Genomic DNA, 23,386 nt, shown 5'->3' on the forward strand with positions numbered 1-23,386 from the left:
CCGCTTGCACGACCGCCACCGCGCTCACCGCGCCGCGCGCCGTCGCGCGGGGCCGCCGCATGCGGTCGTGCGCGCACCCGCGTCGGCGTCACGGTCCGCTGGCCGTCGCGGCGACGCTCGTCCGTCGATCCCGCATCGTTCGTCTGTCGTGCGTTCGAAGCCGTATCCATTTTTCTCTCCTGAGTCATCGAAAAAACCGGTCGCCCGAACGCAGCAATTTCGGTGCCGCGCGCCGGGCAAGCGTCTTGCTCCATCGCTTCGCCCCCTAACCATTACGGAGGTGACGATGACGAATCGCAACGCGCCGCCCGCCACACGCCGCCGCCTCGGCGGATGGATGGCCACCGAGGAATCGCACATGGCCGCGTTCCGCGAAAAAATGGCGAACGAAGCGCGCGCGCATGCCGGCGACCGGCTGCGCACGCCGGCCGTCCAGGAACTCGCGCGGCTGTTCGACGACAACGCGGTGCTGCGCATGAGCCTGACGCGCGCGATCGACGAAGCGCTCGAAGCGGGATACCGGCTCGGCTACGCATCGATCGGCGAGCTGATGACGGTGCTCGACCATCTGATGACCTACACGCCGCCGTTCAGCGAGGAAAGCCTGATCGTGTGCCCGCTGAATGCGTTCTTCGACTGGCCGATGTGCATGCCGTCGGGTCACGCGGTGTTTCGCGACGCGTCGGTCAATGCGCAGTTGAAGCGCGTATTGAATGCGTGGTGCGACTTCCTCGGCGGCCCGCATTCGCGCGCGCATCTCGACACGTCGCCGCCCGACGGCTGGTTCTGCGACGAAGCGCGCAAGCGCCTCGGGCTGTCGCAGTTCCAGTATCGCGAAGACCAGCCGCACTGGGGCTTCGATTCGTGGAACGACTTCTTCACGCGGCGCTTTCGCGACGGCGCGCGGCCCGTCGCGGCGCCCGACGATCCGCACGTGATCGTCAGCGCGTGCGAAGCGTCGCCGTATCACACCGAAACGAACGTGAAGCTGCGCGACACGTTCTGGATCAAGTCGCAGCCGTACTCGCTGCGCGACCTCTTCACGCCCGCGTGGCTGTCGCTCGCCGAGCGCTTCGTCGGCGGCGACGTCTACCAGGCCTACCTCAGCGCGTACAACTACCACCGCTGGCATGCGCCGGTGCGTGGGGTAGTCACCCACGCGTATCGCGTAGACGGCACCTATTACTCGGTCGCCGAAGCGGAAGGCCCGGACCCGGCCGGGCTCAACGACTCGCAGGGCTACATGACGGCGGTCGCCGCGCGCGCGGTGGTCGCGATCTCGAGCGACGATCCCGGCATCGGCACGGTGGCTGCCGTGTTCGTCGGGATGGGCGACGTGTCGTCGTGCGTGATCGAGGTCATGCCGGGGCAGCGCGTCGACAAGGGCGACGAGATCGGCTATTTCCAGTTCGGCGGCTCGACCTACTGTCTGCTGTTCGAGGCCGGCGTGATCGACCGCTTCCTGTACGCGCCGCCGTTCGAAGGCCAGCCGCCGGTCGTGCAGGTCAATGCGCCCGTCGCGATCGCGCGGTGAGCGCCGCGCGCGGCCCGGTGCGTCACGCTTCCGTGGCGTCGAACCGGGCCCCGTCCTGCCGCTGCACGCAGCGCAGGACCGACAGGCCGTCGGCAGTCAGCGCGGGCCGGTGTTGGCCGGACGCAGCGTCGCGCTCCATCACGATCAGGTGTCGTTCGACGAGCGCGACGATGTCGTCGCGGTCGATCTGGATCTGTTCCGGCGCGTGATGCGCCAGGAACAGCGCGGCAAATTCGTGTGCGGTCAGCATGCTCGTTTCCCCGTTGGCGGCGATGCGCGACGCGACACCGGCGTCGCATCGGCAGCGGCGCGAATCGTGCGCTGGCGACGTTACGGGCATGCAGGGAACGTGCCAATCGGTGTTATTCGAGTGGTGGCCGTGCGATGCGCGCGCCGCGCGATGCGGCACCGCACGGCGCGTTCGAGCCGCTGCAAAGTTTTCAACGGCATGTAAGGGCGGCGGGCCGCACGCGGACGGCGTAAAAGCGGGCGCAACACCTGGGGACTGCGCCGCCGCTCACGACCCCCGCGGGCCAAACAACCCAGCCCGCGCACGCCCGGCCGGCGCACGGAAATACCCGCTGTGCAGCACCACGTCGTGGTTGCCGCTCGCCAGCACGTCCGCGCACGCGGCTTCGATACGCGCACGACCGCGCTCGAACGCGTCGCGCAAATCGGCCTCCAGCGCGGAGCGCGCGCCGAAATGATCTTCCAGCGCCTCCACCGTAATCGCGCAGGCGTGCGGCACCCCGTCGACGTCGACGACGAAGCGCAACTGCAGCGCCGCGCCGTCGAACGTGGGCGGTTCGTCGGTCAGCGTCACGCGGCGTGGGGAATCGGCCGGCATCGGCTCAGGCCCTCCGCGACGCGAGGCGCTCGATCAGCGCGCCGTTGAACGCGGGCAGATCGGCCGGCTTGCGGCTCGTGATCAGGTTGCCGTCGCGCACGACTTCCTCGTCCACCCACTTGCCGCCCGCGTGACGGATGTCGTCCTGCAGGCTCGGCCAGCTCGTCATCGTCTTGCCTTCGACGAGCCCGGCCGATACCAGCAGCCAGCCGCCGTGGCAGATCGCGGCGATCGGCTTGCCGGCGCCGACGGCCGCCGTCACGAATTCGCGCGCGGCCGGCACCATCCGGATCGCATCGCCGTTGATGACGCCGCCCGGCAGCACGACCGCGTCGTAGTCGCCTTCGCGCGCATCGTCGAACGTGCGGTCGACCTTCACGCGCTCGCCCTTGTCGACGTGCCGGAAACCCTGGATCTCGCCGCGCTGCTGCGAAATCACGTCCACCTGCGCGCCTTCGGCCGCAAGCGCGCGCTGCGGTTCGACGAGCTCGGCTTCCTCGAAGCCGTCGACCGCAAGAATCGCTACCTTGCAATGATCCAGCCTGCCGCTCATGAATGCCTCCGTGGATGGGATGGGGATAGAGATAGGTCGGCACATGTCGTGCCGTTGCCTGTCGCGCAGCAATCGCCGTTCCGGCCGCGGAAGCCGCTGCCCATGTGCGTCGTCACGCCGTGCGTAGCGCGGCACAAAGGGGAACGACCCGCCATCGATGGCGGCCACCCGCGAACGGGCGGGATCGGCCGCTGTACGTCGCCGCGCCCGGCTGCAAAGATTTCAACGGGATGTAACGCAACGCCGCGGCGACGCCGCACGTCGATCCGATGCGATTACTGCAGATGACGGGCGGCGTCGAGCATCGCGTCGGTCAGCTCCACCGTCAGCGTCAGGTTTTCGCCGGTATCGGGCAATTGCTCGAGCGTCTGCTGCACGGCGTCGTGCAGCATCGCGTGCACGCGCATCCGCGCGCCTTCGTCGAGATCCGCGTAGCGTTCCATCGTCGAGCATTCGAGCGCGAGCACGACCGAATGCCGGGCCGCCTCGGGCGGCGCCTCGACGGCGTTCGCCCACGCTGCGTGGAACATGACCCTGCCCGTTTCGACGTCCACGTGGACCGTCGTGTCGAGATCGTCCATGTCGCTTGCCTCGCCGTCGATCTCGTCGTGCTCCAGGAAAATCCGGGAATTCGATTGCATGATGTCCTCCTGCGTGGTGGCGGTGCGCCCGTCCCGGGAAACCGCGCCGCCATCGCGCCGTGCCGGCCGCGCCGGCACGACACCGTCAATAACCGCTGGACCCGCCGCCCGTGCCGCCGGCCCCGCCGCCGCCCGTGCCCGTCGAGCCGGCCGAACCGCCGTTGCCGGCGCCCGTGCCGCTCGTTCCACCCGAGCCGCCCATACCGCCCGACCCGCCGGCGCCGCCAGAGCCGCCGCCGACACCGCCGCCCGCGGCGCCGCTACCGCCCTGGCCCGCGCCGTTCGGGCCGCCGCCCGGCTTCACATGGCCGGCCGCCCCGCTATGCGAACGCATCCCGTGCTTCGCGCCATGCCGTTGCGTACCCGCCGGCGGAGGCGGCGCGGCCGTATTGCCGTTGGCGCTCGGCGTCGACATGTCCATCGACGGATTCGGCGCGCCAGTGCCCTCGTCCGAGCGCTGCGAATTCTGCGCCCACGCGGGCGGCGCCGCCGCGACGATCGCGACGGCCGCGCCGGCCAGCACGCGCCGTGCGACAAACTTCGATTCGAATGCTGATTTCATGGCGTTTTCTCCCTATGGGTGATCGCGTGATGGAAATTCCTGCTCCGACGTCTCAGCAAGGCCCATGCCGTCACTGGCCGCGCTCGCGCCGCGGCACGGGATTTGCGGCGCCTCTGTCCACACGACCTTTCTGTCATCTCATACGGAGCCCCTGCCTGATGCCTTCCGCTTCCGCCTCTGCTTCCCATGCGCACGGCAAGCGCCACACGCGTCGCCCGGGCCGCGCGCGCAGCGCCGACCCGGCCCACCGCAAGCGCTGGTCCGGCGAAGTCACGCAAAAAAGCGATGCGCTCGACATCGAGCCCGACATCTTCAAATCCGACGATCCGGCCGCGATCGCGGCGTCGCTGAAGCACTCGGCCGAGCACAGCCGTCGCCGCAAGGCGTCGCCGTTCCAGTCGGCGATGTCGATGCTGAACTTCTACGTGAACCGCGCGGGCCGCAACCTGCCGAAGACGCGCCGTACGACGCTCGAACGCGCGAAGCGGAAACTGCGCGAAGCCTTCGGCCGCAAGCCGTGACGGCTGGCGCGCCGCCCGTCTCCCTCCCTGCGATTCACACGCATGCACGAAACCCTCTGGTACCTGATCATCGGCGCCGTGCTGCTCGGCATGGGCGTCGTGACGTCGGCGCTGCGCCACCTGCCATGCAGCTCGGCCATGATTTACCTGGTGCTCGGCGTCGCGCTCGGCCCGGCCGGCGCCGGCCTGCTGCATCTCGACCTCGAACGCGACGGGCCACTGCTGCGCGAGATCGTCGAAGTCGCGCTGCTGGTGTCGCTGTTCGCGATCGGGCTGCGGCTGCGCGTGCCGCTGTCCGACAAGCTGTGGCTCGTGCCGTGCCGTCTCGGGCTGCTCGCGATGATCGTCACCGTGCCGCTGCTCGCCGCATGCGCGGTGCTCGCGCTGGCCCTCGGCTGGGGCCCCGCGCTGCTGCTCGCGGCGATCCTCGCGCCGACCGACCCGGTGCTCGCGCACGACGTGCAGGTGCACGATCCGGGCGATCGCGACCTGGTGCGCTTCGCGTTGTCCGGCGAAGGCGGGATGAACGACGGCATCGCGCTGCCGTTCGCGCTCGCGGGGCTCGCGCTGTGCGGCGCACCGGGCGCCACGCACGGCATCCCGCCGCTGTCCGGCACGTTCGCGCTCGTCGCGCTGTGGGGCATCGCCGGTGCGGCCGCGATCGGCGGCGGGCTCGGCTGGGTCACGACGAAGACGATCGGGTGGCTGCGCACGCGCCACGGCCAGGCGCTCGGCCTCGAAGGCTTCTTCGCGCTCGCGCTGATCGTGCTGTCGTTCGGCGCCGCGCAGCTCGCGCACACGTTCGGCTTCATTGCGACGTTCGCGGCCGGCGTCGCGATGCGGTGGGTCGAGCATCGCGCGAGCGGCGACCGGCCACCGCGCGAAGTGATCGGCCAGATCGACTCGGAAGACGTGGTCGCCACCGAGAAGCATCCGGACAAAGCGCATGCGTTCATGGCCGAATCGGTGCTCGGCTTCACGATCGAGCTCGAACGGATCGCCGAAGCGATCGTGATGACGATGATCGGCAGCGTGCTCGCGACGTTGCCCGGCCCGCTGCTCACGTGGGGCGCCATCGCGCTGGCCGCCGCGCTGTTCGTCGCCGTGCGTCCGCTCGCGGTGCTGGTCACGCTCACCGGCTCGCGCGCGACGCATGCGCAGCGGCGGCTGATGGCGTGGTTCGGCATCCGCGGGATCGGTTCGTTCTACTACCTGCTGTTCGCGCTCGAGCACGGGCCGTCCGACGTGGTGCGCCCCCTCGCGGCGCCGGTGCTGGCCGTGGTATCGGCTTCGGTGGTCGCGCACGGGATCTCCGCGACGCCGCTGATGAACTGGTATTACCGGCTGCAGCAGCATCGGCGCTGACGCTTCACGCACCGGCGTCGAGCCGCGCCCGCATCGCCGCGGTGATGCGCTGGCGCGTCCTCGCATAGCCTTCCCACGGGTCGCGCTTCAGCGTGTCCAGCCGCTCGTGCAGCGTATCGATCGTCCATTGCGCGCCGCCCGTCGTGTCGGGTACCTCGTCCCAGTCGAGCGGCACCGACACGCCCATGCCGGGCCGCGCCCGCACCGAATACGCGGCGATCGTGCTCGCGCCGCGCCCGTTGCGCAGATAGTCGACGAAGATCTTGCCGCGCCGGTGGCGCGGCCCCATCGTCGCGGTGAAACGGTCGGGCAGCGTGCCGGCGACGTGCTGCGCGACCGCGCGCGAAAAGTCCTTCACGTCGTCCCAGCCCGCATGCCGCGTGAGCGGCACGACGACGTGCAGCCCCTTGCCGCCGCTCGTCTTGCAGAACGACACGAGCCCCAGTTCGTCGAGCAGCCCGCGCACGAGTTGCGCGGCGTCGATCATCGTGCGCCACGGCAGCGCCGGGTCGGGATCGAGGTCGAACACGATGCGGTCCGGCCGCTCGATGTTCGACGCGTGCGCGTTCCACGTGTGCAGCTCGACCGTGCCCATCTGCGCGGCGCCGAGCAGCGCATCGACGCTGTCGATCGACAGCAGCGGCCCGTGGCCGGGATCGAGCCCTTCGTGCTGCGTGACGAACGGGATCTCGCGGCGCTCCGCGTGCTTCTGGAAGAACAGCTCGCCGGCGATGTCGCCCGGCGCGCGCACGAGCGATACGGGCCGGCCTTTCAGGTCGGCGAGCAGCCACGGCGCGACCCACTGCCAGTAACGCGCGAGATCGATCTTGCGCGTGCCGCTTTGCGGGTCGAGCACGCGCTCGGGATGCGTGATGCGCACGCGGCCGAGCGTGTCGGGGCCGGACGCGTCGCCTTCGGCGCGGGCGGCTGCACGAGAACGTGACGGGCGCTTGCGATCGGCGGTGTCGCGAGCGGCAGGCGATGCGCGCTTGCGTGTGTCGTCGTGCGGGGTCTGGCGTTGATCCATCGTCACCTCCGTTTCCGTGTGTTTCGGCATTTCGCGGACGATCTGCTCCGCCGGCTTGTCGTCGCGCAGCGCGATGAACGCGGCCTGTCGCACGATCCCGTCGCCGGTCCATTCCGCGAATTCGCATTCGGCGACGAGCGTCGGCTCGACCCAGTGCACGCGCGTGCGCGTGCGTTCGCGCGGCGGCGCATCGAACGGCATCGTGTCGCGTTCGTGCTTGCGCAGGATCGCGGCGAGACGGTCGAGCATCCGCGCGTCGAAGCCGGTGCCGACGCGGCCGACGTAGCGCAGCGGCGTCGGCCCGCGCCGCCGCTTGCCGGCCGGCGCCGGTTCGTGCACGCCGAGCAGCAGCGCGCCGAAGCCGTGCCGGCTGCCGGACGGCTCCGTAAAGCCGCCGATCACGAACTCCTGCCGACGTCGGCATTTGAGCTTGATCCACGCAGGCGAACGACCGGCGCGGTAGCGCGAGTCCGCACGCTTGCCGATCAGCCCTTCGAGGCCGGTGTCGCACGCGCTCGCGATCAGCGACGCGACGTCCTCGCCGAGATCGGGCGAAAAGCGCACGCGCGCCGGGTCGCTGTTCGCGAGCAGCGGTTCGAGCAGCGCGCGACGCGCGGTGAGCCGCGCGTCGCGCAGGTCGTAGCCGTCGAGATAAGGCAGATCGAATACGAAGAAGGTGACCGTGTCCGAGCGGTCCGCGCCGAACGCGTTCTGCAGCGCCTGGAAATCGGGCAAGCCGTTCTCGCCGAGCACGACGGCCTCGCCGTCGAGCCATGCGTCGTCGACGTCGAGCGCCGCGAGCGCGTCGCGCTGCGCGCGCAGCTTCGCGGTCCAGTCGCGGCCTTCGCGCGTCGTCAGCGTGACGCGCCGGCGAGCGCCCTTCCCCGCGATGCGCGCGAGGATCCGATAGCCGTCGAACTTCAGTTCGTAGCACCAGCCGCCGTGGGTCGGCGGCGCGTCGACCAGCGTCGCGAGTTGCGGGCCGACGCGCTCCGGCAGCGGCGCACGCACCGCGCCTTCGACCTGCGACGGATCGGCGGGGCGGGGGCTTTCGTGGCTTTCATGGCTGGCGTCACTGGCGTGGCGCGCGTCATGTCCATCGCCGGCGTCACCCGTCGATCGACCGCGCCGAGCCGCGCGCTTGCGCGCCGCGCCGTTCGACGCGCCGGCGTGCACACTCCCCGGCCGCTCGCCGACGACGTCGAATTCATCGGCGCTGCGGGCGTCGTCGTCGCGCTCCTTGATCAGCAGCCACTGCTCCTGGCGCCCTTCCTGCCGCCCGCTGCGCACGAGCGCCCAGCCGCCGTGCAGCTTCTCGCCGTCGAGCCGGAACGACAGCTTGCCGGCCCGATAGCCTTCGCGTGCCCGCGCAACGCCGCCGTCCGGCGTCCACGTGCCCTCGTCCCAGACGACGACCGACCCCGCACCGTAATGCCCGGCCGGAATCTCGCCTTCGAACGACGCGTATTCGAGCGGATGGTCCTCGACGTGCACCGCGAGCCGCTTCACCTGCGGATCGAAGCTCGGCCCCTTCGGCACGGCCCACGACTTCAGCGTGCCGTCGAGTTCGAGCCGGAAGTCGTAGTGCAGCCGGCGCGCGTGGTGCTCCTGGATCACGAAGCGCAGCGGATGGCTTGCGCGCGCGGCAGGCTTCGCCTTCGGCTTCGTGCCCGCTTTCGTGTCGCCCTTCGCATCGGCCTTCGTGCGCCGCTTCCCGTGCGCGCCTTCGGGCTCGGGCGTTGCGCCGAAATGGCGCTTGCGGCGATACGGATCGAGCTTGCCGGCCATCGCGTCACCTCGTCGGAATCGGAGTCGAAATCGAAATCGGAGTCGGCGTGATCGGCGTCACGCCGCGTGCTTGCGGCGCGCGGCGGTCTTCTTCGCCGCATGGTCGCTCGCGGCGCCGCGTTTCGCGGCGGTCTTCTTCGCCGCGGTTTGGGTTGCCGCGGTTTTCGTCGTCGTGCCTTTCGATGCGGATTTCGAAGGCGGCTTGCGGCGCGCGCCGCCCCGCGACGATGACGATGACGCCTCGTCCTCCCCTTCGTCGCGCGCTCCACGCAGATCCGCCGCCCGCGCACCGGCGCCGCCCTTCAGGCTGCGCTTCAGCAACTCGGTGAGATCGACGACGTTGCTCGCCGCGCGGCCGGTCTGCGCGGGCCGATCCTCGATCTCCTCGATCTTGCCCGCACGCACCTTGCGCTCGACCAGTTCGAGGATGTCGTCGCGAAACGTGTCGTGATATTCGTCGGGCGTCCAGGTGCCGGACATGTCGTCGATCAGCTTCTTCGCCATCCCGAGCTCGCGCGCGGTGACGCCCGCGCCCTTCGCGTCGCCGGCCGGCACCGACAGTTCGTCGAGCGGCCGCAGTTCTTCCTGCCAGCGCAGCGTATCGAGCGCGAGTATCGGCCCGACCGGAATCAGCGCGCCCAGATGCTGGCGGTCGCGCATCACCACGAGCGCGATGCCGATCTTGCCGCTGTCCTTCAGCGCGTCGCGCAGCAGCGTATAGACCTTCTCGCCCTTGCGGTCCGGCACCAGGTAGTACGGCGTGTCGAGATAGAGGAACGACACGGCGTCCTCGTCGACGAAGGTCAGGATGTCGACGGTCTGCGTCGATTCCGGATTCGCCGCGCGGATCTCGTCGTCGGTGAGCACGACGTAGCGCTCCTTCTCGTACTCGTAGCCGCGCACGATGTCCTCGCGCGTGACTTCCTTGCCGGTGCGCTTGTTGATCTGCCGATAGCCGATCGGGTCCATCGAGCGCTTGTCGAGCATCCGGAACGACGGCTTCACGGTGCGCGTCGCCGGAAACAGCTGCACGGGCACGTGCACGAGCCCGAAGCTGATCGCGCCTTTCCATATCATCCGCGGTGCCATGCGTGTTCCTCCTTGCCGAATGCGCGCCCGCCCGAAGGCAGGCGCGCGGTACGGCGCAAACCGCTGTCGGCCGCTTCTGGCCGCTTTCGGCCGCTTCTGGCCGCTTTCGGCCCTATGCCGGCAGCTCCGCCGCCTGCTGTTCGCGCGCCCAGACGCGATGCTGGCCGAGGTGATCCGACAGCGTGTTCAGGACCTTGTCCATATCGACGGGCTGCCCGACGCACACGCCCTCGGCCGGGTCCGGCAGGTGCGCGGCGCTGAGCAGTTGCCGCCCCGAGCCGACGGCCGCGATCGGCTTCAGGTGCTTGAACGCCTCGCGCACGAAATGGCGGGCCTCGGCGCTATGCGCGAGATCGCGGCCATCGCCGTCGCCGCCGCACACGAATACCGCGTCGAACATCACCGACGGCATGCCGACCAGTGTCGCCTCCGGCACGATGCCGCCGATCGGCGCGAGCGTCGGCGCGACGATCGTCGGCACCGCGTGCGCGGCGAGCAACGCGTCGCGCACCTGCTCGACCAGCACCTGATTCACGCCGGGCGTCGCGATCAGCGCGATCTTGCGCGAGCGGATGCCGGGCTTCGCGCGGCCGATCAGGCTCAGCGCCGGCGAACGCTGCGCGACGACCGGCGTCGCGCCCGCCTGCGGCGCAGGCAGTCCGAGCCGTTCGGCGACCTGCGCGGCGAGCCCCGCGTCGAAGCGCGCGATGATCTCGTTGACCACGCGCTCGCGAATGTGCGGCTGCGTCACCTTGCCGAGCTCGAAGCAGTACGCGTCGCGGATATGCCGCTGCTCGATGTCGGTCATGCTCTGGTAGAACAGCGCGGCCTGCGAGAAATGGTCGGCAAACGATTCGCTGCGCACGCGCACCTTGTGGCCTTCGAGCGGCTCGGGCACGGTCTCGAACCCGCCGCCGGACGGCGCCGGCGGCGTCTCGCGCGGCCAGCCGCCGCTCGTCGAATTCGGCTCGTACGACGCCTGCCCGACGTTGATCGTCTGCCGATGCATCGCGTCGCGCTGGTTGTTCGCGAACGGGCACACCGGCCGGTTGATCGGAATCTCGTGGAAGTTCGGACCGCCGAGCCGGCTCAGTTGCGTGTCCGTGTACGAGAACAGCCGCCCCTGCAGCAGCGGGTCGTTCGTGAAATCGATCCCCGGCACCACGTGGCCCGGGTGAAACGCGACCTGCTCGGTCTCCGCGAAAAAGTTGTCGGGGTTGCGATTCAGCGTCATCCGGCCGATCGGCCGCACCGGCACGAGCTCTTCCGGCACGAGCTTGGTCGGGTCCAGCAGGTCGAAGTCGAATTTGTCCGCATCGGCCGGGTCGATCATCTGCACGCCGAGTTCGAACGCCGGATAGTCGCCGCGCTCGATCGCGGTCCACAGGTCGCGCCGGTTGAAATCCGGATCGTGGCCGGCGATCCGCTGCGCCTCGTCCCACAGCAGCGAATACGCGCCGCTCACGGGCCTCCAGTGGAATTTCACGAAACGCTCGACGCCGGCCGCGTTCACGAAGCGGAACGTGTGCACGCCGAAGCCGTCCATCGCGCGATAGCTCGCGGGCAGCGCACGGTCCGACATCAGCCACAGCACCATGTGCGTCGTTTCCGGCACCAGCGACACGAAATCCCAAAAGGTGTCGTGCGCGGACGCGCCGGTCGGCATCTCGTTCGGCGCCTCGGGCTTCACCGCATGCACGAAGTCGGGAAACTTGATCGCGTCCTGGATGAAGAACACCGGCATGTTGTTGCCGACGAGGTCGTAGTTGCCTTCCTCGGTATAGAACTTCACCGCAAAGCCGCGCACGTCGCGCACGGTGTCGGACGAGCCGCGCGGCCCCTGCACGGTCGAGAAGCGCACGTAGACCGGCGTTTCGGCGGCCGGGTCCTGCAGGAACGCGGCCTTCGTGTAGTCGGCCATCGGTTCGTACACGCGGAACACGCCATGCGCGGCCGAGCCGCGCGCATGCACCACCCGCTCCGGAATGCGCTCGTGATCGAAATGCGTGATCTTTTCGCGCATGATGAAGTCTTCGAGCAGCGACGGCCCGCGCGCGCCGCCGCGCAGCGTGTTCTGGTTATCGGCGATCCGCACGCCCTGGTTGGTCCGCAGCGCCTCGCCGTCGGGCCGCGCACGGTGCTCGTCGAGCTGACGCGACTTCGCGCTGTCGTGCGGTTGCGTCGGGGGCGTCTTGCCGGCGGATGGGGGAGTCGTCATCGTCAGGTATCCTCTTGGAATTCGGTAGGAAGCCGCTGCCGCACGGCGCCGCGCCGCGGCGCGCGCGTGCGAACGGCAGGGAAAGCCGGCCCGGCGTGCCGCGAACGGCCGCGGGCCGGTGGCGGCGTCAGGGCGCGCGCAGCGCCGCGTCGAATTCCGCGGCCGTCACGTCGAGCGCGACGTTGCATTCGATCGCGGCGTCCTCGACGCGCGGCTTGTGCTCGTCCACCGCGCGCCGCGCACGGTCGCACAGCTGCGTGCGCACGCGCAGCCGGTCGGCCGTGTCGAGCGTCGCGTAGCGGTCGATCACGTCCGCGTCGAACCGGATGTCGACCGTGCAGCGCCATTCGCGCGCGTCCTCGTCGGACGGCACGCGCACCCACGACACGTGGATCGTCAGCCGCCCGGACGCGTCGTCCGCATGCACGACGACGGTCGACTGCGACGGAAAACCGATCGCGAACGCGTGCTCGAGTTCCGCGACGCGCTGCGACCGGTCGGGCATCACGTTCATCGTCGCACGACGCCCAGCAGCAACGTGACCAGGAAGATCACGACGAAGATGTAGAACAGGATCTTCGCGATCTCGGCCGCACCGGCCGCGATGCCGCCGAAGCCGAACACGGCGGCAATGATCGCGATGACGAAGAAGATGATGGCGTATCGAAGCATGGAACCCTCCTGGATGACTGCAGTCGTCACTAAACGTCGGCGCCGATCACGCATCGTGCTTGTGTTTCGGTTTACCGTGCGTGGGTGTGGAAGCCATTTTCTCGAGCTCCTTCTCGCTCATCGACTTGGCCATCGATTTCGACGGCGGCTTCAGGTCCTTCATTTTCGTGTCACCGCGCTTGGCCGACAGCGCGGCCCCGGCGGCGCGCTGCTGAGCCTGGGATTTGGCTGGCATGGTTGCGCTCCTCTCGTTGGCGCGCGAGCCGACGCGACGCGCGGCACGCGCGGGTTGGAACAATGAGGCCGTCACGCGGCGTCGCGACGCCGCAGGTCGGCCGGCGGAATCTTCATCGCCTGGCGATACTTGGTCACCGTGCGACGCGCAAGAAGAATGCCGCGGCCCGCGAGGTTCTCCGCGAGCGCGACGTCGGACAGCGGGTCGGTATGCCGCTCGGCCGCGATCATGTCGCGGATCAGCACCTTCGCGGCCGACGCCGAACACACGCCCTTGCCGGCCGCCTCGAGCTTGCGCGGGAAGAAATGCTTGAACTCGAACGTGCCGTGCGGCGTGGCCATGTACTTGTTGCCGGTCGCGCGGGAGACGGTCGATTCGTGCAGGTCGAGCTCTTCCGCGATGTCGCGCAGCACGAGCGGCTTCATCGCGATCTCGCCGTAGCGGAAGAAATCGCGCTGACGCGCGACGATGCATTCGCCCACGCGCTGGATCGTGTCGAAGCGCTTCTGCACGTTGCGGATCAGCCAGCGCGCTTCCTGCAACTGCTGGCCGAGCGGCGAATCGCGTTCGCCGCTCGACTGCGCGAACAGCGTCGCATAGCGCTCGTGCAAGCGGGCGCGCGGCAGCACGGCTGGATTGATCGTCACGATCCATTCGTCGCGCACCTGGCGCACGATCACGTCGGGCACCACGTAGTCGCCGCGCGTGCTGCCGTAGTGATTGCCGGGGCGCGGATCGAGCCCGCGCACCAGCGCGCAGGCCGCCTGCAGCGTGTGCGCGTTGCAGCCGAGGCGCCGCTGGATCTCGGCCGTCTCGCGACGCGCGAGCCGCTCCAGATGCTCGCGTGCGATCGCCTTCGCTTCCGCGAGCGCCGGCGTGCCGGCCGGAATCGCGTCGAGCTGCAGCACCAGGCACTCGGACAACGAGCGGGCCGCGATGCCCGGCCGGTCGAGCATCTGCACGAGCCGCAGCGCGACCGCCAGATCCTGCTCCGACAGCAGCAAGGCCGGATCGGCGGCGACCAGCAGTTCGGCCAGCTCCTGACGCAGATAGCCGTCGTCGTCCAGCGCATCGATCACGAGGCGCGCGGCTTCGCGGTCGCGCCGGTTGAGCGGATAGAGTCGCAGCGCATCGTGCAGCTGCTGATGCAGCGACGGCTCGGCGGCCATCCATTCGCCCGGCGACAGGCCGTCCGCGTCGTCGCCCTGACGGCTCGTGCCGCGCGGCGCGGGCGCGGCCGTAAACGGCACCTCGCCGTCCGGCGGCCGGATGTCGTCGCGCTCGGGCGCCGCGTCGGGCGCCGCCGCTTCGGGCGGCTGCTCGGGGGTCGCCGCAGCGGTTTCGTCGTCGCTCTGGCCGTCTTCCAGAAACGGGTTCATGTCGAGCGCCTGGCGCAATTCCTGTTGAAACTCGAGCGAGGACAACTGAAGCAGTCGCAGCGACTGCTGGAGCCTCGGCGTAAGTGCCAGATGCTGTCGCATCTGCAGCGCAAGCGAGACGGGCATCGAAAGCCTCCTGACGTGGGGTTCGCGGGTTCGCGGTATGTCTTCTCCCGGACGTCATGCAGCTTCCATGCCAGTCGCGCGAAGCGCGCTGCGACGCGGCTCTCGCCGGTTCGCGCCCCGTTTCGCCGCGTGCGAGAGCCGCTTTTTTACAAGCCGGGGGCAAGTTAGGGGGCACGTATTTCGCTCGCGGGAGACGACGCACGCCGGAAGCGGCTCGGCGGCCGCGCGGCTATCGTTTCGCGTCGATGCGGTCGACCGCCGAACGGTCGAGAAACGCGGTCGTCAACTCGGGCAGATGGCGCAGCAGCCACGCAGCCATGTCGCGCTCCTGCTGCAGGATCCGCTCGCAACACGCGCGGATTTCGTCTTCGCCCGCAGCTTGCGCGGCCGCGACGAGCGCCGTGTAGGCGGCGATCTCGAGCTGCGAGAACGCGTAAGCGGCGAGCGCCGTCTTCACGACTTCGTCGTCCGCGAGCATGCCGCTCGCGACCTGCCCGTACGCGGCGACGCGCGCGGCGAGATCCTTGGTCGCCGACGGCGACGTGCCGAGCCGCATCAGGCACGCTTCGACGAGCGCCTGCTGGCCGAGCGTGGCGTCGAGATGCAGCCGCAGCCGGTCCTGCAGTTGCGGATAGTGGTCGACCCGCTTCATCTGCGCATCGATCATCGTCTCGGCCTGGCGCTCCATCGCGTACGCATCGCGCAGCCAGTCCTCCAGGTGCTCATGCTGATTCGCCATCGCGTTCCTCCGGCCGCATCGCGGTGCGGCATGCCGTGACGCGTCGTGTCGTCAGTACTGCATCGGCGGCGGCGTGCCCGGCAGCGGCCGGTCGCTCTGCGTGCCGTTCGGGCCCGGCGGCGGCACGTCTGCCGGTACGTCGACGGTCGTGCCCGGCGGCATCGTGTTGCCCGGCGACGGACGCGTGTCGTAGCGCGTGTTCGCGTCCGGCATCGTCGTGGTCGACTGCGCGCCGCGCCCGTCGGGCGGCGCGGGCGGCGCCGCATGCGTGCCGTACGGGCCGCTGGCCGGTTGCGTGCATGCGCCCAGCGCGCACGCCGCGGCGAACGCACAGGCTATCGTCTGGATCGTGTTCATCGAGTCCTCCTCCCTGGAATCGACGGCTCCGGGCTACACCGTGGCGGCACGGCTCAGAGCCGGTTGAAATGGAAATCGCCCGCGTACGCGGTCGGTGCGCGGCGCGCCATCATCGTGTCGAATTCGGCCGCGACGCGCGTGAGCGAGCCGCGTTGCCGGTCGATGTCGGCCCGTTCGAGCGCGGCGAACGCATCGGCGTCGAACGTCACGGTCAGCGACGCCGGATGGCCGTCGACGCGAAAGCCGATATGCAATGCGCCGGCCGGGTGCTCCTCGACGTGGAACGGCATCGCGCGCGCCTCGAAATGGCGGCCGAGCGTTTCGGCGAGGTCGCGCAGCATGCCGGGTTTCACGCGGATGCTCATTGCAGTCCCTCCCTTCGTCTCGGCGGCATCGCGCCCGCCGGCCGTGCACGCACCGGGGGCTCCGGCGACGGCGGATCGCGTTCCGGCGGCGCATGCCCCGGCGGATCGCCCTCCGGTTCCCGGTACGGTTCGGGCATGCCTGGCGGCACGTCGTCGGGATCGGGCGGCGCGGGGTCCGGCTCGATGTCGGGCAACGGCGGTTCGGGCCGTTGCAGCCACTGCGCAGATTCGTGTGTCATCGGCATTCATTCCCTCGTTGCGGAGTTCGGGTCGGGATCGGCGCGACGCGCCGTGTACCGGAGATCCGCAAGCCGCGTGCCATCCGTTCGGGTGGCCGCACGCGGGGGGCCGGCGGGGATCGATACGCAGTCGCGCGGGCCGGCGCGCCGCGCCGTGCCTTCGCTACACCGCTCGCTGCAAATCTTGCAAGCACGCCGCTACGCGTCGTACGCGGCCATCACGAGCCACAGCTCGCGGCCGTCGTCGCGCACGCGCGCAGCAAGCGCATACGGATCCGACGGCTCGCACGCGCGCTGCAGCGCGAAGCGCGCGGGTTCGGTCGCGCCGAACGTCTCGTCGCCGAGCGGCCGCACGTCGGCCTTGCCTTCGAACATCCGGCGCTCGGGCCGGTAGATCAGCGGTTCGTGTTTCCACGTATCGAAATGGCTTTTCACCGAATCGAATCCGCCGCCGCATACATTGATTTCGTAGCGCACCCCTGGTCGTCGTTTCGGAATCGTCATCGTGCCTCCCGCTCGATGTGCGCGCAGCAGGCACCCTGTTGCGCCGTGTCGTCATGGTCGTCGTCGTGGTCGTCGCTGTCGCAGCGGCAAGTCGCGTGCCGTGCGTGCGGAGCGGGAACGCCGGTTGCGCCAGAGGCGGCTCCTCGTCACCCATACGGAGCACCGCCATGAAGGATTCGACCCGGCACGGCCAAGACGCACCGGCGCGCGAGCGGCAGCCCGACCCGCACCCCCCGCTGAAGGACCAGGACCACACGCGCACGCGCCATTCGGAGCGCCATATCGACAAGCAGCTCGAGGACACGTTTCCGGCCAGCGATCCGCCCGCGACCGGCGGCGTCACGCGCATCGAGCCCGACACGCCGCCCGGCACGCACGACGGCGGGCCGTGGGAGGACAAGCGCAAACGCGACGACAAGTGACGAGACGAGCCGCGTGCACGGCACGCGGTTTGCTGGATCGCAACAGCGCATCGGCACATTGCTTCAACACCCGCAAGGAGAATTTCATGCATCGCGTCAACGAAATCATGTCGCAGGACGTCGTGCGGATCGCCCCGACCGACTCGATCCGTCACGCCGCCCAACTGATGGAGCGCTACGACATCGGCGCGCTGCCCGTGTGCGACAACAACCGGCTGATCGGGATGGTGACGGACCGCGACCTCGCAGTGCGCGCGATCTCGGCCGGCAAGCCGCCGGAGACGCGAATCCACGAGGTCGCATCCGGCCCGATCGAATGGTGCTTCGACGACGATCCGCTGGACGAGATCCAGCACTACATGGCCGACGCGCAACTGCGCCGGCTGCCCGTCGTCGATCACGACAAGCGACTGGTCGGCATGCTGTCGCTCGCCGACATCGCGACGCGCACGGCCAGCCCCGCGCGCGACGACGTCGCGAACACGCTGGAAGGCGTGTCGCAACCGAAGCAGACGTGACGGAGCGATTCCCGCTTCGCCTCGACAACCCGCGCGACCCGCAGGGCCCGCCCCCCGGGCACGGTCGCGCCCCACGCAGCCAGGAGGAAACCATGCAGACTTCCGATCAAGGTCAGACCCGCATCATCGGCAAGGGCGCCGCGACGGCGGCCGGCCCCGGCCCCGACGTGATGGCGGCCGATACGCTGGAAGGCGACAAGGTCTACACGACCGACGGCGACGATGTCGGCAAGATCAAGGACATCATGCTCGACGTGCGCTCGGGCCGCATCGCGTACGCGGTGCTGTCGAGCGGCGGCATCCTCGGCATCGGCGACAAGCTGCACGCGATCCCGTGGAGCGCGCTGACGCTCGACACCGAACGCAAGTGCTTCCTGCTGTCGGTTTCGTCCGAGCGGATTCGCAATGCGCCGGGGTTCGACAAGGACCACTGGCCGGCGATGGCCGACCCGCAATGGGCCGAGCCGCTGCACGAGTTCTACGGGAGCACGCCGTATTGGAGCGCCGGCGACGAACTCGGGCTGACCGACCCGACCGAGGACCTCGACGATCCGCGCACGCGCGGCCGTCACTGACCGTCCCGTGACGCGCGTCTGTTCGCCGGCGCCTGCGTTCCGCATTCATTCGACACGCCCCGCTCGCGCGGGGCGTTTTTTTGTCCTCGCGCCGCGGCGCGGGCGGCGCGTCCGGCACCCGCCAGCCTTTTTACAAGGAGCGTGTAACGTCCTCGTCCGGCGTCACGGCGCCGCCGCTCGCCGATTCGAGGTAGCCCAGCAGCCGGTGCGGCGTCAGCGGCTTCGCGCAGTGCGCGTCGAAGCCGGCTTCCTTCGCCTGCTCGCAATCGCGCCGCGACGCGAGCCCGCTGCACGCGACCAGCAGCATGTCCGACGTTCGCGGATCGCGCCGTAGCAGCGCCGCGAGCTGCAACCCGTCGAGGCCCGGCATCGCGATGTCGAGCACGACCGCGAATGGCTGCCAGTCGCGCGCGACGTCGCACACGGCGAACGGATCGTCGGCGACGCGGCACTCGAAGCCGCGCGCCTCCAGCAGCAGGCGCAGCGCATCCGCCGCATCGCGATAGTCGTCGACGACCAGCACGCGGCGCGGACGGCGCGGCACGCTGTCGGGTGCGCGCCACAGCAGCACGTCGTCGGCGGCCGGATCGTCGCCGGGGTCGGGTTGCATCGTGCTTCTCCTGTCGTTGGACCGGCTTGCCCCGCAAGGCGCGCGCCCATACCGACTGCATGCGGCATGCCGGTTGCTGCATCTTTCGCATCGTCGACCCAGGAGTCCTTCATGCGCGCGATGCGGCTTCAAGCGTCCGGTTTGCGTCCCTCTGCGCGTGCGACCGCGCGCGCGCCGGCATGTTCCGCGCGATCGCGGCGCGCCGCTGTTTCGGCCTGCGCCGGAGGCGCCGCATGACCCGCAAGGCACCCGACCGTCCGAAGTCGACGTCGACGCCGAAACCGACGGCGACGGCGACCGACGACGATGCGCCGTCCACGCTCGACGCGTGCCGCCGCTGCGCGCTGTGGGAACACGCGACGCAACCGGTGCCGGGTGCCGGCCCCGTCGACGCGCCGATCATGCTGGTCGGCGAACAGCCGGGCGACCAGGAGGACCGCACGGGCCTGCCGTTCGTCGGCGCGGCCGGCCGCATGCTCGACCGCGCACTCGACGAAGCGGGGATCGAACGCTCGCACGTCTACCTGACGAACGCGGTCAAGCATTTCAAATGGGAACCGCGCGGCAAGCGGCGGCTGCACAAGACGCCGGCGCAGCGCGAAGTGGCCGCGTGCCATTACTGGCTCGAGCGCGAGCTCGAAGCCATCCAGCCGCGCGTGGTGGTCGCGCTCGGCGCGACGGCGCTGCGCGCGGTGCTGCAGGACAACGACGCGACGCTGGAGCGCACGCGCGCCCCGGTACGCGCCGCCGACGGCCGGCTCGTCGTCGCGACCTATCACCCGTCGTACGTGCTGCGCACGCGCGGCGCCGATTCCCGCGAACACGCGTACCGCACGCTGGTCGATGCGTTGCGCACCGCGTCGCGCCTCGCACGCGAGCGGCGGCACGGCGGCGCTCGCCCGTCGCACGGGGACGCCGGATGAGCGGACTGGACGAAGACGCGCGGCCGGCAGTCGACGCGCCGCCGACCGCCGCGAAACCGTGGTATCGGCGGCTCGGCCCCGGCCTGCTCGCGGGCGCGTCCGACGCCGATCCGAGCAACGTCGCCGTCTACGCGCAGGCCGGCAGCCAGTTCGGTTTCAACATGCTGTGGATGATCGTCGTCACGCTGCCGATGATGGTCGCCGTGCAACTCGCGGCGGCGTTCATCGGGCGACGCAATCGCGAAGGGCTCGTGGCCGGCATCCGCGAACACTTCTCCGATCGCCTCGCGAAAACGCTGATCGTGATGGTCGTGATCGTCAACGTCGTGAACGTCGGCGCCGATCTCGCGGCGATGGGCGATGCGACGGCGCTCGTCGTCGGCGGCCGCAGCTACTGGTATGCGTCGCTCTACGGCCTGGCGTCGCTCGCGCTGCAGGTGCTGCTGTCGTATGAACGCTACGCGCGCTGGCTCAAATGGATGACGCTCGGCCTGCTCGCGTACGTGATCGAACTCGGCTTCGTGCACGTCGACTGGAGCAACCTGCTGCATGCGATCGCGCTGCCGCACATTTCGTTCACGCACGACTATGCGACGACCGCGGTCGCGGTGCTCGGCACGACGCTGAGCCCCTATCTGTTCGTGTGGCAGGCCGCGCTCGAGGTCGAGGAAACCCAGGCGGAGCGCCGCAACGGCGATGCGTCGTGCGCACCGGGCGCGCGCCGCGAGACCGAGCAGCGCGTCACGTTCGATACGTGGAGCGGCATGATCGTCACCAACGCGGTGTCGTTCTGCATCATGGTGATCGGCGCGGCCGTGTTCTTCGCGCACGGCCGGCACGACATCGGCAGCACCGCGCAGGCCGCCGAGGCGCTGCGGCCGATCGCCGGCGAAGCCGCGTTCCTGGTGTTCGCGTTCGGCATCGTCGGCTGCGGGCTGCTCGCGATTCCGGCATTCGCGGGCAGCGCCGCCTACGGTTGCGCGGAAGCGTGGCGGTTCCGCGAAGGGCTGAACGAGCCGGTGCGGCGCGCGCCCGCGTTCTACACGGTGCTGGCGCTGTGCGTGATCGTCGGCATCGCGATCTGCTTCAGCCCGATCGACCCGATCCGCGCGTTGTACTGGAGCGCCGTGCTCAACGGCGTCGCGGCGGTGCCGATGCTCGTGTTCGTGATGCTGCTGTCGCAGAAGCGCGATGCGGCCGGCCAGCCCGGCAGCGGCCCGGTATCGAAACTGCTGGGCTGGCTGGCGGTCGCGCTGATGGCGGTGTCGGTGATGACGATGATCGTCGACGTGCTGACGTGATGAATCGCAGCGGGGGGCGTGCAGACGGTTGCGTACGCAACCTGATTGGCCTGCAGGCGGGCGGCCGCGCCGCGCGACACCGCCCGCCTGGGCATTACATCATCTTGCCGCGCGAACGCTCGGCACGCGCCGCATCGGCGGCGGACTCCACCTTCTTCACTTCCTCCGGCGGCGGCAGCACCGCCTTGAAGCCCATCGACTCGATCCACATCTCGCGCGCCCAGCCCCGCGTGTGATACAGGTGATGATCCTCGTCGGCCTCCACCTCGTCGTGCGCGGCCTTCAGCGCCTTCGCCGCGTCGCTGTCGGGCAGTTGGTCGGCCGCATAGCCGATCAGCTCCCAGTTCAGGTGGTCCTTGGTTTCGGCCAGCACCACGCACTCGGCCGCGACGACCTGCGCGACGGCCGGATCGGCCTGCTTCTTCGCCTGCTCGATCACCCGCACCAGCGACTCGCCGGTCGCCGCCACCGCGGCGCGCCCCGGCGATTGCGCATCGGGATCGAGGCCGAGCGTGTCGAATACCTTGCGCAGCACCTCCTGGTGATGCATCGTCTCGCGATGGTACTTCTCCCATTCCTTGTGCAGGTCCTCGTCGGTCGCGCACTGGAGCGCGGCCTCGTAGATCTTCGCGCCGCCAAGCTCGGTTTCGTATGCCTGGCAGAGCAGTTCGAGGATACCTTCGTGCTTCGATTGCCGTTGGGCCATGACTGCTTCTCCGAAAAAGCGGGCCGCACGTGCGGCCCAGGGTGGAACCGGGCGCGCGTTATTGCGCGCCCACCTTGCGTGCGAGCGTCTGCGCCATGCTCAGGTGATGCCTGAGCGTCGGCAGCGTGGACTTCGCGAACGCGCGCAGCTGCGCGTCCTTGCCGTCGCGCGCTTCGTCCTCGAACAACGCGACCGCCTTCTTGTGCGCGTCGGGGCCGGCCGCCGCGAGATACGCGGTGTCGAAGTCGTGCCCGCGCTTGCCGCGCAGCGCCTCGACGTCCGGATCCGAGATCTGGTCGACCTGCGGCTTCATGCCCTTGCGCGCGGCGAGTTCGGTGAGCTTCGCGTTCGCCTTGCCGTGATCCGCGACCATCCGTTTCGCGAATGCCCGCACGTCCGCCGACTGCGCCTGCTTCAGCGCGAGCTGGCTCGCCTGCACTTCCGCCTTGCCGGCCATCGCGGCCTTGTCGACGAACTCCGCGTCGACGCCCTTCGGCGCTTTGGCGATGCCGGGGTCGCCTGCGCCGCCCGCGCCCGACGACGGGTTGATCACGCCGCCCGGCACGTGCGAATTCGACGCGGGCGGCTCGCTCGGCATCTGCGCGCGGGCGAGCCCCGATACGGCGAGCACGCCGGCGGCGAACGCCGCGATCGTCCAGTGGGGTTGTCTCATTGCTTTCTCCTTGTGCTTGCGTGGAAACGGCCATCAGCCGCCGACGATCGAGCCGCCGTTCGGATGCAGTGTCTGCCCGGTCATGTAACTCGCGCCTTCCGACGCGAGCAGCACGTAGCAGTCGATCAGTTCGTCCGGCTGGCCCGGCCGCTTGAGCGGCACGTTCGAGCCGAATTTCGCGACCTGCTCGGGCGTGAACGTCGACGGAATCAGCGGCGTCCAGATCGGCCCCGGCGCGACCGCGTTCACGCGGATGTCGCGTTCGGCCAGCTTGATCGACAGCGACCGCGTGAATGCGACGATCGCGCCCTTGGTCGCCGAGTAGTCGGGCAGTTTCGGGCTGCCGTGATACGCGGTGACCGACGCGGTGTTGACGATGCGGCCGCCCTGCTTCATGTGCGGCAGCGCGGCCTGCGTGCAGAAGAACATCCCGTACACGTTCGTGCGGAACGTGCGTTCGAGCTGCTCCTCGGACACGTCCTCGATGCCCGGCTGCGGATGCTGCTCGCCCGCATTGTTGACGAGCACGTCGAGCCGGCCGAGCCGCTCGACCGTGCGCGCGACCGCGTCGCGCGCCTGCTTGCGATCGCCGACGTCGCAGGCGATCGCCTCGCAGCGCCGGCCGGCCTGCTCGATCAACCGCTTCGTATGCGCGGCGTCGTCGGATTCCTTCAGGTAGACGATCGCGACGTCCGCGCCCTCCTTCGCGAAACCGATCGCGACGGCGCGGCCGATCCCGCTGTCGCCGCCCGTCACCAGCGCAACCTTGCCCGCGAGCTTGCCGCTGCCGACGTAGTCGGCCGCTTCGTCGCGCGGCTTCGGCTGCATGTCGCGTTCGGTGCCCGGCTGCTGCGCCTGTTTCTGCGGCGGTGGAGTCTGTGCGGTGGTCATGGATTC

The 23,386-nt window shown here is 69.7% G+C and carries 29 protein-coding genes; 8 read left to right on the top strand and 21 right to left on the bottom strand.

The genetic code is table 11. The annotated features are described in order from the left end of the window. Nucleotides 1-286: 286 nt before the first annotated feature. The gene (locus tag GJG85_RS33575; protein ID WP_204384566.1) at nt 287-1,534 is read left to right on the top strand and encodes a phosphatidylserine decarboxylase family protein; all 1,248 of its coding nucleotides are present in this window, start codon (nt 287-289) and stop codon (nt 1,532-1,534) included. A 22-nt stretch (nt 1,535-1,556) separates the two neighbouring features. On the opposite strand, the gene GJG85_RS33580 is transcribed toward GJG85_RS33575, so the two are convergent. From GJG85_RS33580 to GJG85_RS33600, 5 genes are all read right to left on the bottom strand, one after another. Next, nucleotides 1,557-1,784: a hypothetical protein gene (locus GJG85_RS33580; protein ID WP_089490474.1), complete on the bottom strand. Its 228-nt coding sequence runs from the start codon at nt 1,782-1,784 to the stop codon at nt 1,557-1,559. Nucleotides 1,785-2,051: 267 nt separating this feature from the next. Continuing rightward, on the bottom strand, nt 2,052-2,381 hold the full coding sequence (locus GJG85_RS33585; protein WP_050013972.1) for a DUF1488 domain-containing protein: 330 nt from the start codon (nt 2,379-2,381) through the stop codon (nt 2,052-2,054). A gap of 4 nt (nt 2,382-2,385) precedes the next feature. Then, a complete protein-coding gene (locus GJG85_RS33590; protein ID WP_050013973.1) occupies nt 2,386-2,934 on the bottom strand; it encodes a type 1 glutamine amidotransferase domain-containing protein in 549 nt (182 codons plus the stop codon). A gap of 275 nt (nt 2,935-3,209) precedes the next feature. Continuing rightward, complete coding sequence (locus tag GJG85_RS33595) at nt 3,210-3,575, bottom strand: DUF3022 domain-containing protein (protein WP_050013974.1); 366 nt, start codon at nt 3,573-3,575, stop codon at nt 3,210-3,212. Between the two features lie 85 nt (nt 3,576-3,660). Beyond that, nucleotides 3,661-4,137 carry a hypothetical protein gene (locus tag GJG85_RS33600; RefSeq protein WP_050013975.1) on the bottom strand — a complete coding sequence of 159 codons (477 nt, stop codon included), beginning with the start codon at nt 4,135-4,137 and terminating at the stop codon, nt 3,661-3,663. 158 nt (nt 4,138-4,295) lie between these two features. Here GJG85_RS33600 and GJG85_RS33605 point away from each other — a divergent pair, with 158 nt between their 5' ends. Then, entirely contained in the window at nt 4,296-4,658 is a 363-nt protein-coding gene (locus tag GJG85_RS33605) for a DUF3175 domain-containing protein (protein WP_050013976.1), read from the top strand. Between the two features lie 42 nt (nt 4,659-4,700). Beyond that, nucleotides 4,701-6,023 carry a cation:proton antiporter gene (locus GJG85_RS33610; protein WP_124638205.1) on the top strand — a complete coding sequence of 441 codons (1,323 nt, stop codon included), beginning with the start codon at nt 4,701-4,703 and terminating at the stop codon, nt 6,021-6,023. Between the two features lie 4 nt (nt 6,024-6,027). Here GJG85_RS33610 and ligD read toward each other — a convergent pair whose 3' ends face one another. The 12 genes from ligD to GJG85_RS33670 all read right to left on the bottom strand — a co-directional run bounded on the left by ligD (nt 6,028) and on the right by GJG85_RS33670 (nt 16,761). Next, the gene (gene ligD / locus GJG85_RS33615; protein WP_204384567.1) at nt 6,028-8,838 is read right to left on the bottom strand and encodes a DNA ligase D; all 2,811 of its coding nucleotides are present in this window, start codon (nt 8,836-8,838) and stop codon (nt 6,028-6,030) included. 57 nt (nt 8,839-8,895) lie between these two features. Next, nucleotides 8,896-9,927 (bottom strand): Ku protein, encoded by a 1,032-nt coding sequence (locus tag GJG85_RS33620; RefSeq protein WP_204384569.1) that lies wholly within the window; start codon nt 9,925-9,927, stop codon nt 8,896-8,898. Between the two features lie 112 nt (nt 9,928-10,039). Continuing rightward, a complete protein-coding gene (gene katE, locus GJG85_RS33625) occupies nt 10,040-12,145 on the bottom strand; it encodes a catalase HPII (protein ID WP_089490341.1) in 2,106 nt (701 codons plus the stop codon). Nucleotides 12,146-12,272: 127 nt separating this feature from the next. Next, nucleotides 12,273-12,659 carry a DUF3022 domain-containing protein gene (locus tag GJG85_RS33630; protein WP_050013981.1) on the bottom strand — a complete coding sequence of 129 codons (387 nt, stop codon included), beginning with the start codon at nt 12,657-12,659 and terminating at the stop codon, nt 12,273-12,275. Then, nucleotides 12,656-12,817 carry a DUF1328 family protein gene (locus tag GJG85_RS33635; protein ID WP_006498332.1) on the bottom strand — a complete coding sequence of 54 codons (162 nt, stop codon included), beginning with the start codon at nt 12,815-12,817 and terminating at the stop codon, nt 12,656-12,658. The genes GJG85_RS33630 and GJG85_RS33635 overlap by 4 nt, the downstream gene beginning before the upstream one ends. A gap of 46 nt (nt 12,818-12,863) precedes the next feature. Next, nucleotides 12,864-13,052, bottom strand: a complete 189-nt coding sequence (locus tag GJG85_RS33640; RefSeq protein WP_006498333.1) for a DUF3008 family protein — start codon at nt 13,050-13,052, stop codon at nt 12,864-12,866. Between the two features lie 71 nt (nt 13,053-13,123). After that, nucleotides 13,124-14,557, bottom strand: a complete 1,434-nt coding sequence (locus GJG85_RS33645; protein WP_124555903.1) for an RNA polymerase factor sigma-54 — start codon at nt 14,555-14,557, stop codon at nt 13,124-13,126. A gap of 229 nt (nt 14,558-14,786) precedes the next feature. Next, a complete protein-coding gene (locus GJG85_RS33650) occupies nt 14,787-15,296 on the bottom strand; it encodes a ferritin-like domain-containing protein (protein ID WP_089490338.1) in 510 nt (169 codons plus the stop codon). 51 nt (nt 15,297-15,347) lie between these two features. Further along, nucleotides 15,348-15,653, bottom strand: coding sequence for a hypothetical protein (locus GJG85_RS33655; RefSeq protein WP_089490337.1), 306 nt, complete (start codon nt 15,651-15,653; stop codon nt 15,348-15,350). A 53-nt stretch (nt 15,654-15,706) separates the two neighbouring features. Then, nucleotides 15,707-16,018, bottom strand: a complete 312-nt coding sequence (locus GJG85_RS33660) for a hypothetical protein (RefSeq protein ID WP_050013985.1) — start codon at nt 16,016-16,018, stop codon at nt 15,707-15,709. After that, nucleotides 16,015-16,263 carry a hypothetical protein gene (locus tag GJG85_RS33665; protein WP_080334261.1) on the bottom strand — a complete coding sequence of 83 codons (249 nt, stop codon included), beginning with the start codon at nt 16,261-16,263 and terminating at the stop codon, nt 16,015-16,017. Before GJG85_RS33665 ends, GJG85_RS33660 begins: the two co-directional genes overlap by 4 nt. A gap of 192 nt (nt 16,264-16,455) precedes the next feature. Continuing rightward, on the bottom strand, nt 16,456-16,761 hold the full coding sequence (locus tag GJG85_RS33670; protein WP_027805702.1) for a hypothetical protein: 306 nt from the start codon (nt 16,759-16,761) through the stop codon (nt 16,456-16,458). Nucleotides 16,762-16,928: 167 nt separating this feature from the next. On the opposite strand from GJG85_RS33670, the gene GJG85_RS33675 reads away from it, so the two are divergent. The 3 genes from GJG85_RS33675 (at nt 16,929) to GJG85_RS33685 (ending at nt 18,276) form a co-directional block, all read left to right on the top strand. Continuing rightward, nucleotides 16,929-17,183: a hypothetical protein gene (locus GJG85_RS33675; protein ID WP_089490335.1), complete on the top strand. Its 255-nt coding sequence runs from the start codon at nt 16,929-16,931 to the stop codon at nt 17,181-17,183. 86 nt (nt 17,184-17,269) lie between these two features. Next, the gene (locus tag GJG85_RS33680; protein ID WP_089490334.1) at nt 17,270-17,701 is read left to right on the top strand and encodes a CBS domain-containing protein; all 432 of its coding nucleotides are present in this window, start codon (nt 17,270-17,272) and stop codon (nt 17,699-17,701) included. A 92-nt stretch (nt 17,702-17,793) separates the two neighbouring features. Then, the gene (locus GJG85_RS33685; protein WP_050013988.1) at nt 17,794-18,276 is read left to right on the top strand and encodes a PRC-barrel domain-containing protein; all 483 of its coding nucleotides are present in this window, start codon (nt 17,794-17,796) and stop codon (nt 18,274-18,276) included. A gap of 130 nt (nt 18,277-18,406) precedes the next feature. Here GJG85_RS33685 and GJG85_RS33690 read toward each other — a convergent pair whose 3' ends face one another. Beyond that, a complete protein-coding gene (locus tag GJG85_RS33690; RefSeq protein WP_124631015.1) occupies nt 18,407-18,886 on the bottom strand; it encodes a response regulator in 480 nt (159 codons plus the stop codon). A 233-nt stretch (nt 18,887-19,119) separates the two neighbouring features. Here GJG85_RS33690 and GJG85_RS33695 point away from each other — a divergent pair, with 233 nt between their 5' ends. Together GJG85_RS33695 and GJG85_RS33700 are read left to right on the top strand one after the other, a co-directional pair. Then, the gene (locus GJG85_RS33695) at nt 19,120-19,809 is read left to right on the top strand and encodes a UdgX family uracil-DNA binding protein (RefSeq protein ID WP_204384571.1); all 690 of its coding nucleotides are present in this window, start codon (nt 19,120-19,122) and stop codon (nt 19,807-19,809) included. Next, entirely contained in the window at nt 19,806-21,110 is a 1,305-nt protein-coding gene (locus GJG85_RS33700) for a divalent metal cation transporter (RefSeq protein WP_204384573.1), read from the top strand. Before GJG85_RS33695 ends, GJG85_RS33700 begins: the two co-directional genes overlap by 4 nt. A 94-nt stretch (nt 21,111-21,204) precedes the next feature. On the opposite strand, the gene GJG85_RS33705 is transcribed toward GJG85_RS33700, so the two are convergent. The 3 genes from GJG85_RS33705 to GJG85_RS33715 are packed head-to-tail and all read right to left on the bottom strand — an operon-like array spanning nt 21,205 to nt 23,380. Next, nucleotides 21,205-21,816 carry a hypothetical protein gene (locus tag GJG85_RS33705; protein ID WP_069619096.1) on the bottom strand — a complete coding sequence of 204 codons (612 nt, stop codon included), beginning with the start codon at nt 21,814-21,816 and terminating at the stop codon, nt 21,205-21,207. A gap of 58 nt (nt 21,817-21,874) precedes the next feature. Continuing rightward, a complete protein-coding gene (locus GJG85_RS33710) occupies nt 21,875-22,489 on the bottom strand; it encodes a DUF4142 domain-containing protein (RefSeq protein ID WP_204384575.1) in 615 nt (204 codons plus the stop codon). Between the two features lie 33 nt (nt 22,490-22,522). Next, nucleotides 22,523-23,380, bottom strand: a complete 858-nt coding sequence (locus GJG85_RS33715) for an SDR family oxidoreductase (RefSeq protein WP_089490330.1) — start codon at nt 23,378-23,380, stop codon at nt 22,523-22,525. Between the last annotated feature and the right edge of the window lie 6 nt (nt 23,381-23,386).

Source organism: Burkholderia sp. MS389, assembly GCF_016899425.1.
GTDB classification, from domain to species: Bacteria; Pseudomonadota; Gammaproteobacteria; order Burkholderiales; family Burkholderiaceae; genus Burkholderia; species Burkholderia sola.

What these genes read in the sequence shown, in the direction of transcription:
- GJG85_RS33665 (WP_080334261.1), bottom strand. Translation starts at nt 16,263, where the DNA reads ATGCCGATGACACACGAATCTGCGCAGTGGCTGCAACGGCCCGAACCG.
- GJG85_RS33670 (WP_027805702.1), bottom strand. Translation starts at nt 16,761, where the DNA reads ATGACGATTCCGAAACGACGACCAGGGGTGCGCTACGAAATCAATGTA.
- GJG85_RS33690 (WP_124631015.1), bottom strand. Translation starts at nt 18,886, where the DNA reads ATGCAACCCGACCCCGGCGACGATCCGGCCGCCGACGACGTGCTGCTG.
- GJG85_RS33610 (WP_124638205.1), top strand. Translation starts at nt 4,701, where the DNA reads ATGCACGAAACCCTCTGGTACCTGATCATCGGCGCCGTGCTGCTCGGC.
- GJG85_RS33705 (WP_069619096.1), bottom strand. Translation starts at nt 21,816, where the DNA reads ATGGCCCAACGGCAATCGAAGCACGAAGGTATCCTCGAACTGCTCTGC.
- ligD (WP_204384567.1), bottom strand. Translation starts at nt 8,838, where the DNA reads ATGGCCGGCAAGCTCGATCCGTATCGCCGCAAGCGCCATTTCGGCGCA.
- GJG85_RS33655 (WP_089490337.1), bottom strand. Translation starts at nt 15,653, where the DNA reads ATGAACACGATCCAGACGATAGCCTGTGCGTTCGCCGCGGCGTGCGCG.
- GJG85_RS33595 (WP_050013974.1), bottom strand. Translation starts at nt 3,575, where the DNA reads ATGCAATCGAATTCCCGGATTTTCCTGGAGCACGACGAGATCGACGGC.
- GJG85_RS33715 (WP_089490330.1), bottom strand. Translation starts at nt 23,380, where the DNA reads ATGACCACCGCACAGACTCCACCGCCGCAGAAACAGGCGCAGCAGCCG.
- GJG85_RS33685 (WP_050013988.1), top strand. Translation starts at nt 17,794, where the DNA reads ATGCAGACTTCCGATCAAGGTCAGACCCGCATCATCGGCAAGGGCGCC.
- GJG85_RS33590 (WP_050013973.1), bottom strand. Translation starts at nt 2,934, where the DNA reads ATGAGCGGCAGGCTGGATCATTGCAAGGTAGCGATTCTTGCGGTCGAC.
- GJG85_RS33660 (WP_050013985.1), bottom strand. Translation starts at nt 16,018, where the DNA reads ATGAGCATCCGCGTGAAACCCGGCATGCTGCGCGACCTCGCCGAAACG.
- GJG85_RS33580 (WP_089490474.1), bottom strand. Translation starts at nt 1,784, where the DNA reads ATGCTGACCGCACACGAATTTGCCGCGCTGTTCCTGGCGCATCACGCG.
- GJG85_RS33675 (WP_089490335.1), top strand. Translation starts at nt 16,929, where the DNA reads ATGAAGGATTCGACCCGGCACGGCCAAGACGCACCGGCGCGCGAGCGG.
- GJG85_RS33620 (WP_204384569.1), bottom strand. Translation starts at nt 9,927, where the DNA reads ATGGCACCGCGGATGATATGGAAAGGCGCGATCAGCTTCGGGCTCGTG.
- katE (WP_089490341.1), bottom strand. Translation starts at nt 12,145, where the DNA reads ATGACGACTCCCCCATCCGCCGGCAAGACGCCCCCGACGCAACCGCAC.
- GJG85_RS33630 (WP_050013981.1), bottom strand. Translation starts at nt 12,659, where the DNA reads ATGAACGTGATGCCCGACCGGTCGCAGCGCGTCGCGGAACTCGAGCAC.
- GJG85_RS33600 (WP_050013975.1), bottom strand. Translation starts at nt 4,137, where the DNA reads ATGAAATCAGCATTCGAATCGAAGTTTGTCGCACGGCGCGTGCTGGCC.
- GJG85_RS33575 (WP_204384566.1), top strand. Translation starts at nt 287, where the DNA reads ATGACGAATCGCAACGCGCCGCCCGCCACACGCCGCCGCCTCGGCGGA.
- GJG85_RS33700 (WP_204384573.1), top strand. Translation starts at nt 19,806, where the DNA reads ATGAGCGGACTGGACGAAGACGCGCGGCCGGCAGTCGACGCGCCGCCG.
- GJG85_RS33695 (WP_204384571.1), top strand. Translation starts at nt 19,120, where the DNA reads ATGACCCGCAAGGCACCCGACCGTCCGAAGTCGACGTCGACGCCGAAA.
- GJG85_RS33635 (WP_006498332.1), bottom strand. Translation starts at nt 12,817, where the DNA reads ATGCTTCGATACGCCATCATCTTCTTCGTCATCGCGATCATTGCCGCC.
- GJG85_RS33585 (WP_050013972.1), bottom strand. Translation starts at nt 2,381, where the DNA reads ATGCCGGCCGATTCCCCACGCCGCGTGACGCTGACCGACGAACCGCCC.
- GJG85_RS33710 (WP_204384575.1), bottom strand. Translation starts at nt 22,489, where the DNA reads ATGAGACAACCCCACTGGACGATCGCGGCGTTCGCCGCCGGCGTGCTC.
- GJG85_RS33645 (WP_124555903.1), bottom strand. Translation starts at nt 14,557, where the DNA reads ATGCCCGTCTCGCTTGCGCTGCAGATGCGACAGCATCTGGCACTTACG.
- GJG85_RS33680 (WP_089490334.1), top strand. Translation starts at nt 17,270, where the DNA reads ATGCATCGCGTCAACGAAATCATGTCGCAGGACGTCGTGCGGATCGCC.
- GJG85_RS33640 (WP_006498333.1), bottom strand. Translation starts at nt 13,052, where the DNA reads ATGCCAGCCAAATCCCAGGCTCAGCAGCGCGCCGCCGGGGCCGCGCTG.
- GJG85_RS33605 (WP_050013976.1), top strand. Translation starts at nt 4,296, where the DNA reads ATGCCTTCCGCTTCCGCCTCTGCTTCCCATGCGCACGGCAAGCGCCAC.
- GJG85_RS33650 (WP_089490338.1), bottom strand. Translation starts at nt 15,296, where the DNA reads ATGGCGAATCAGCATGAGCACCTGGAGGACTGGCTGCGCGATGCGTAC.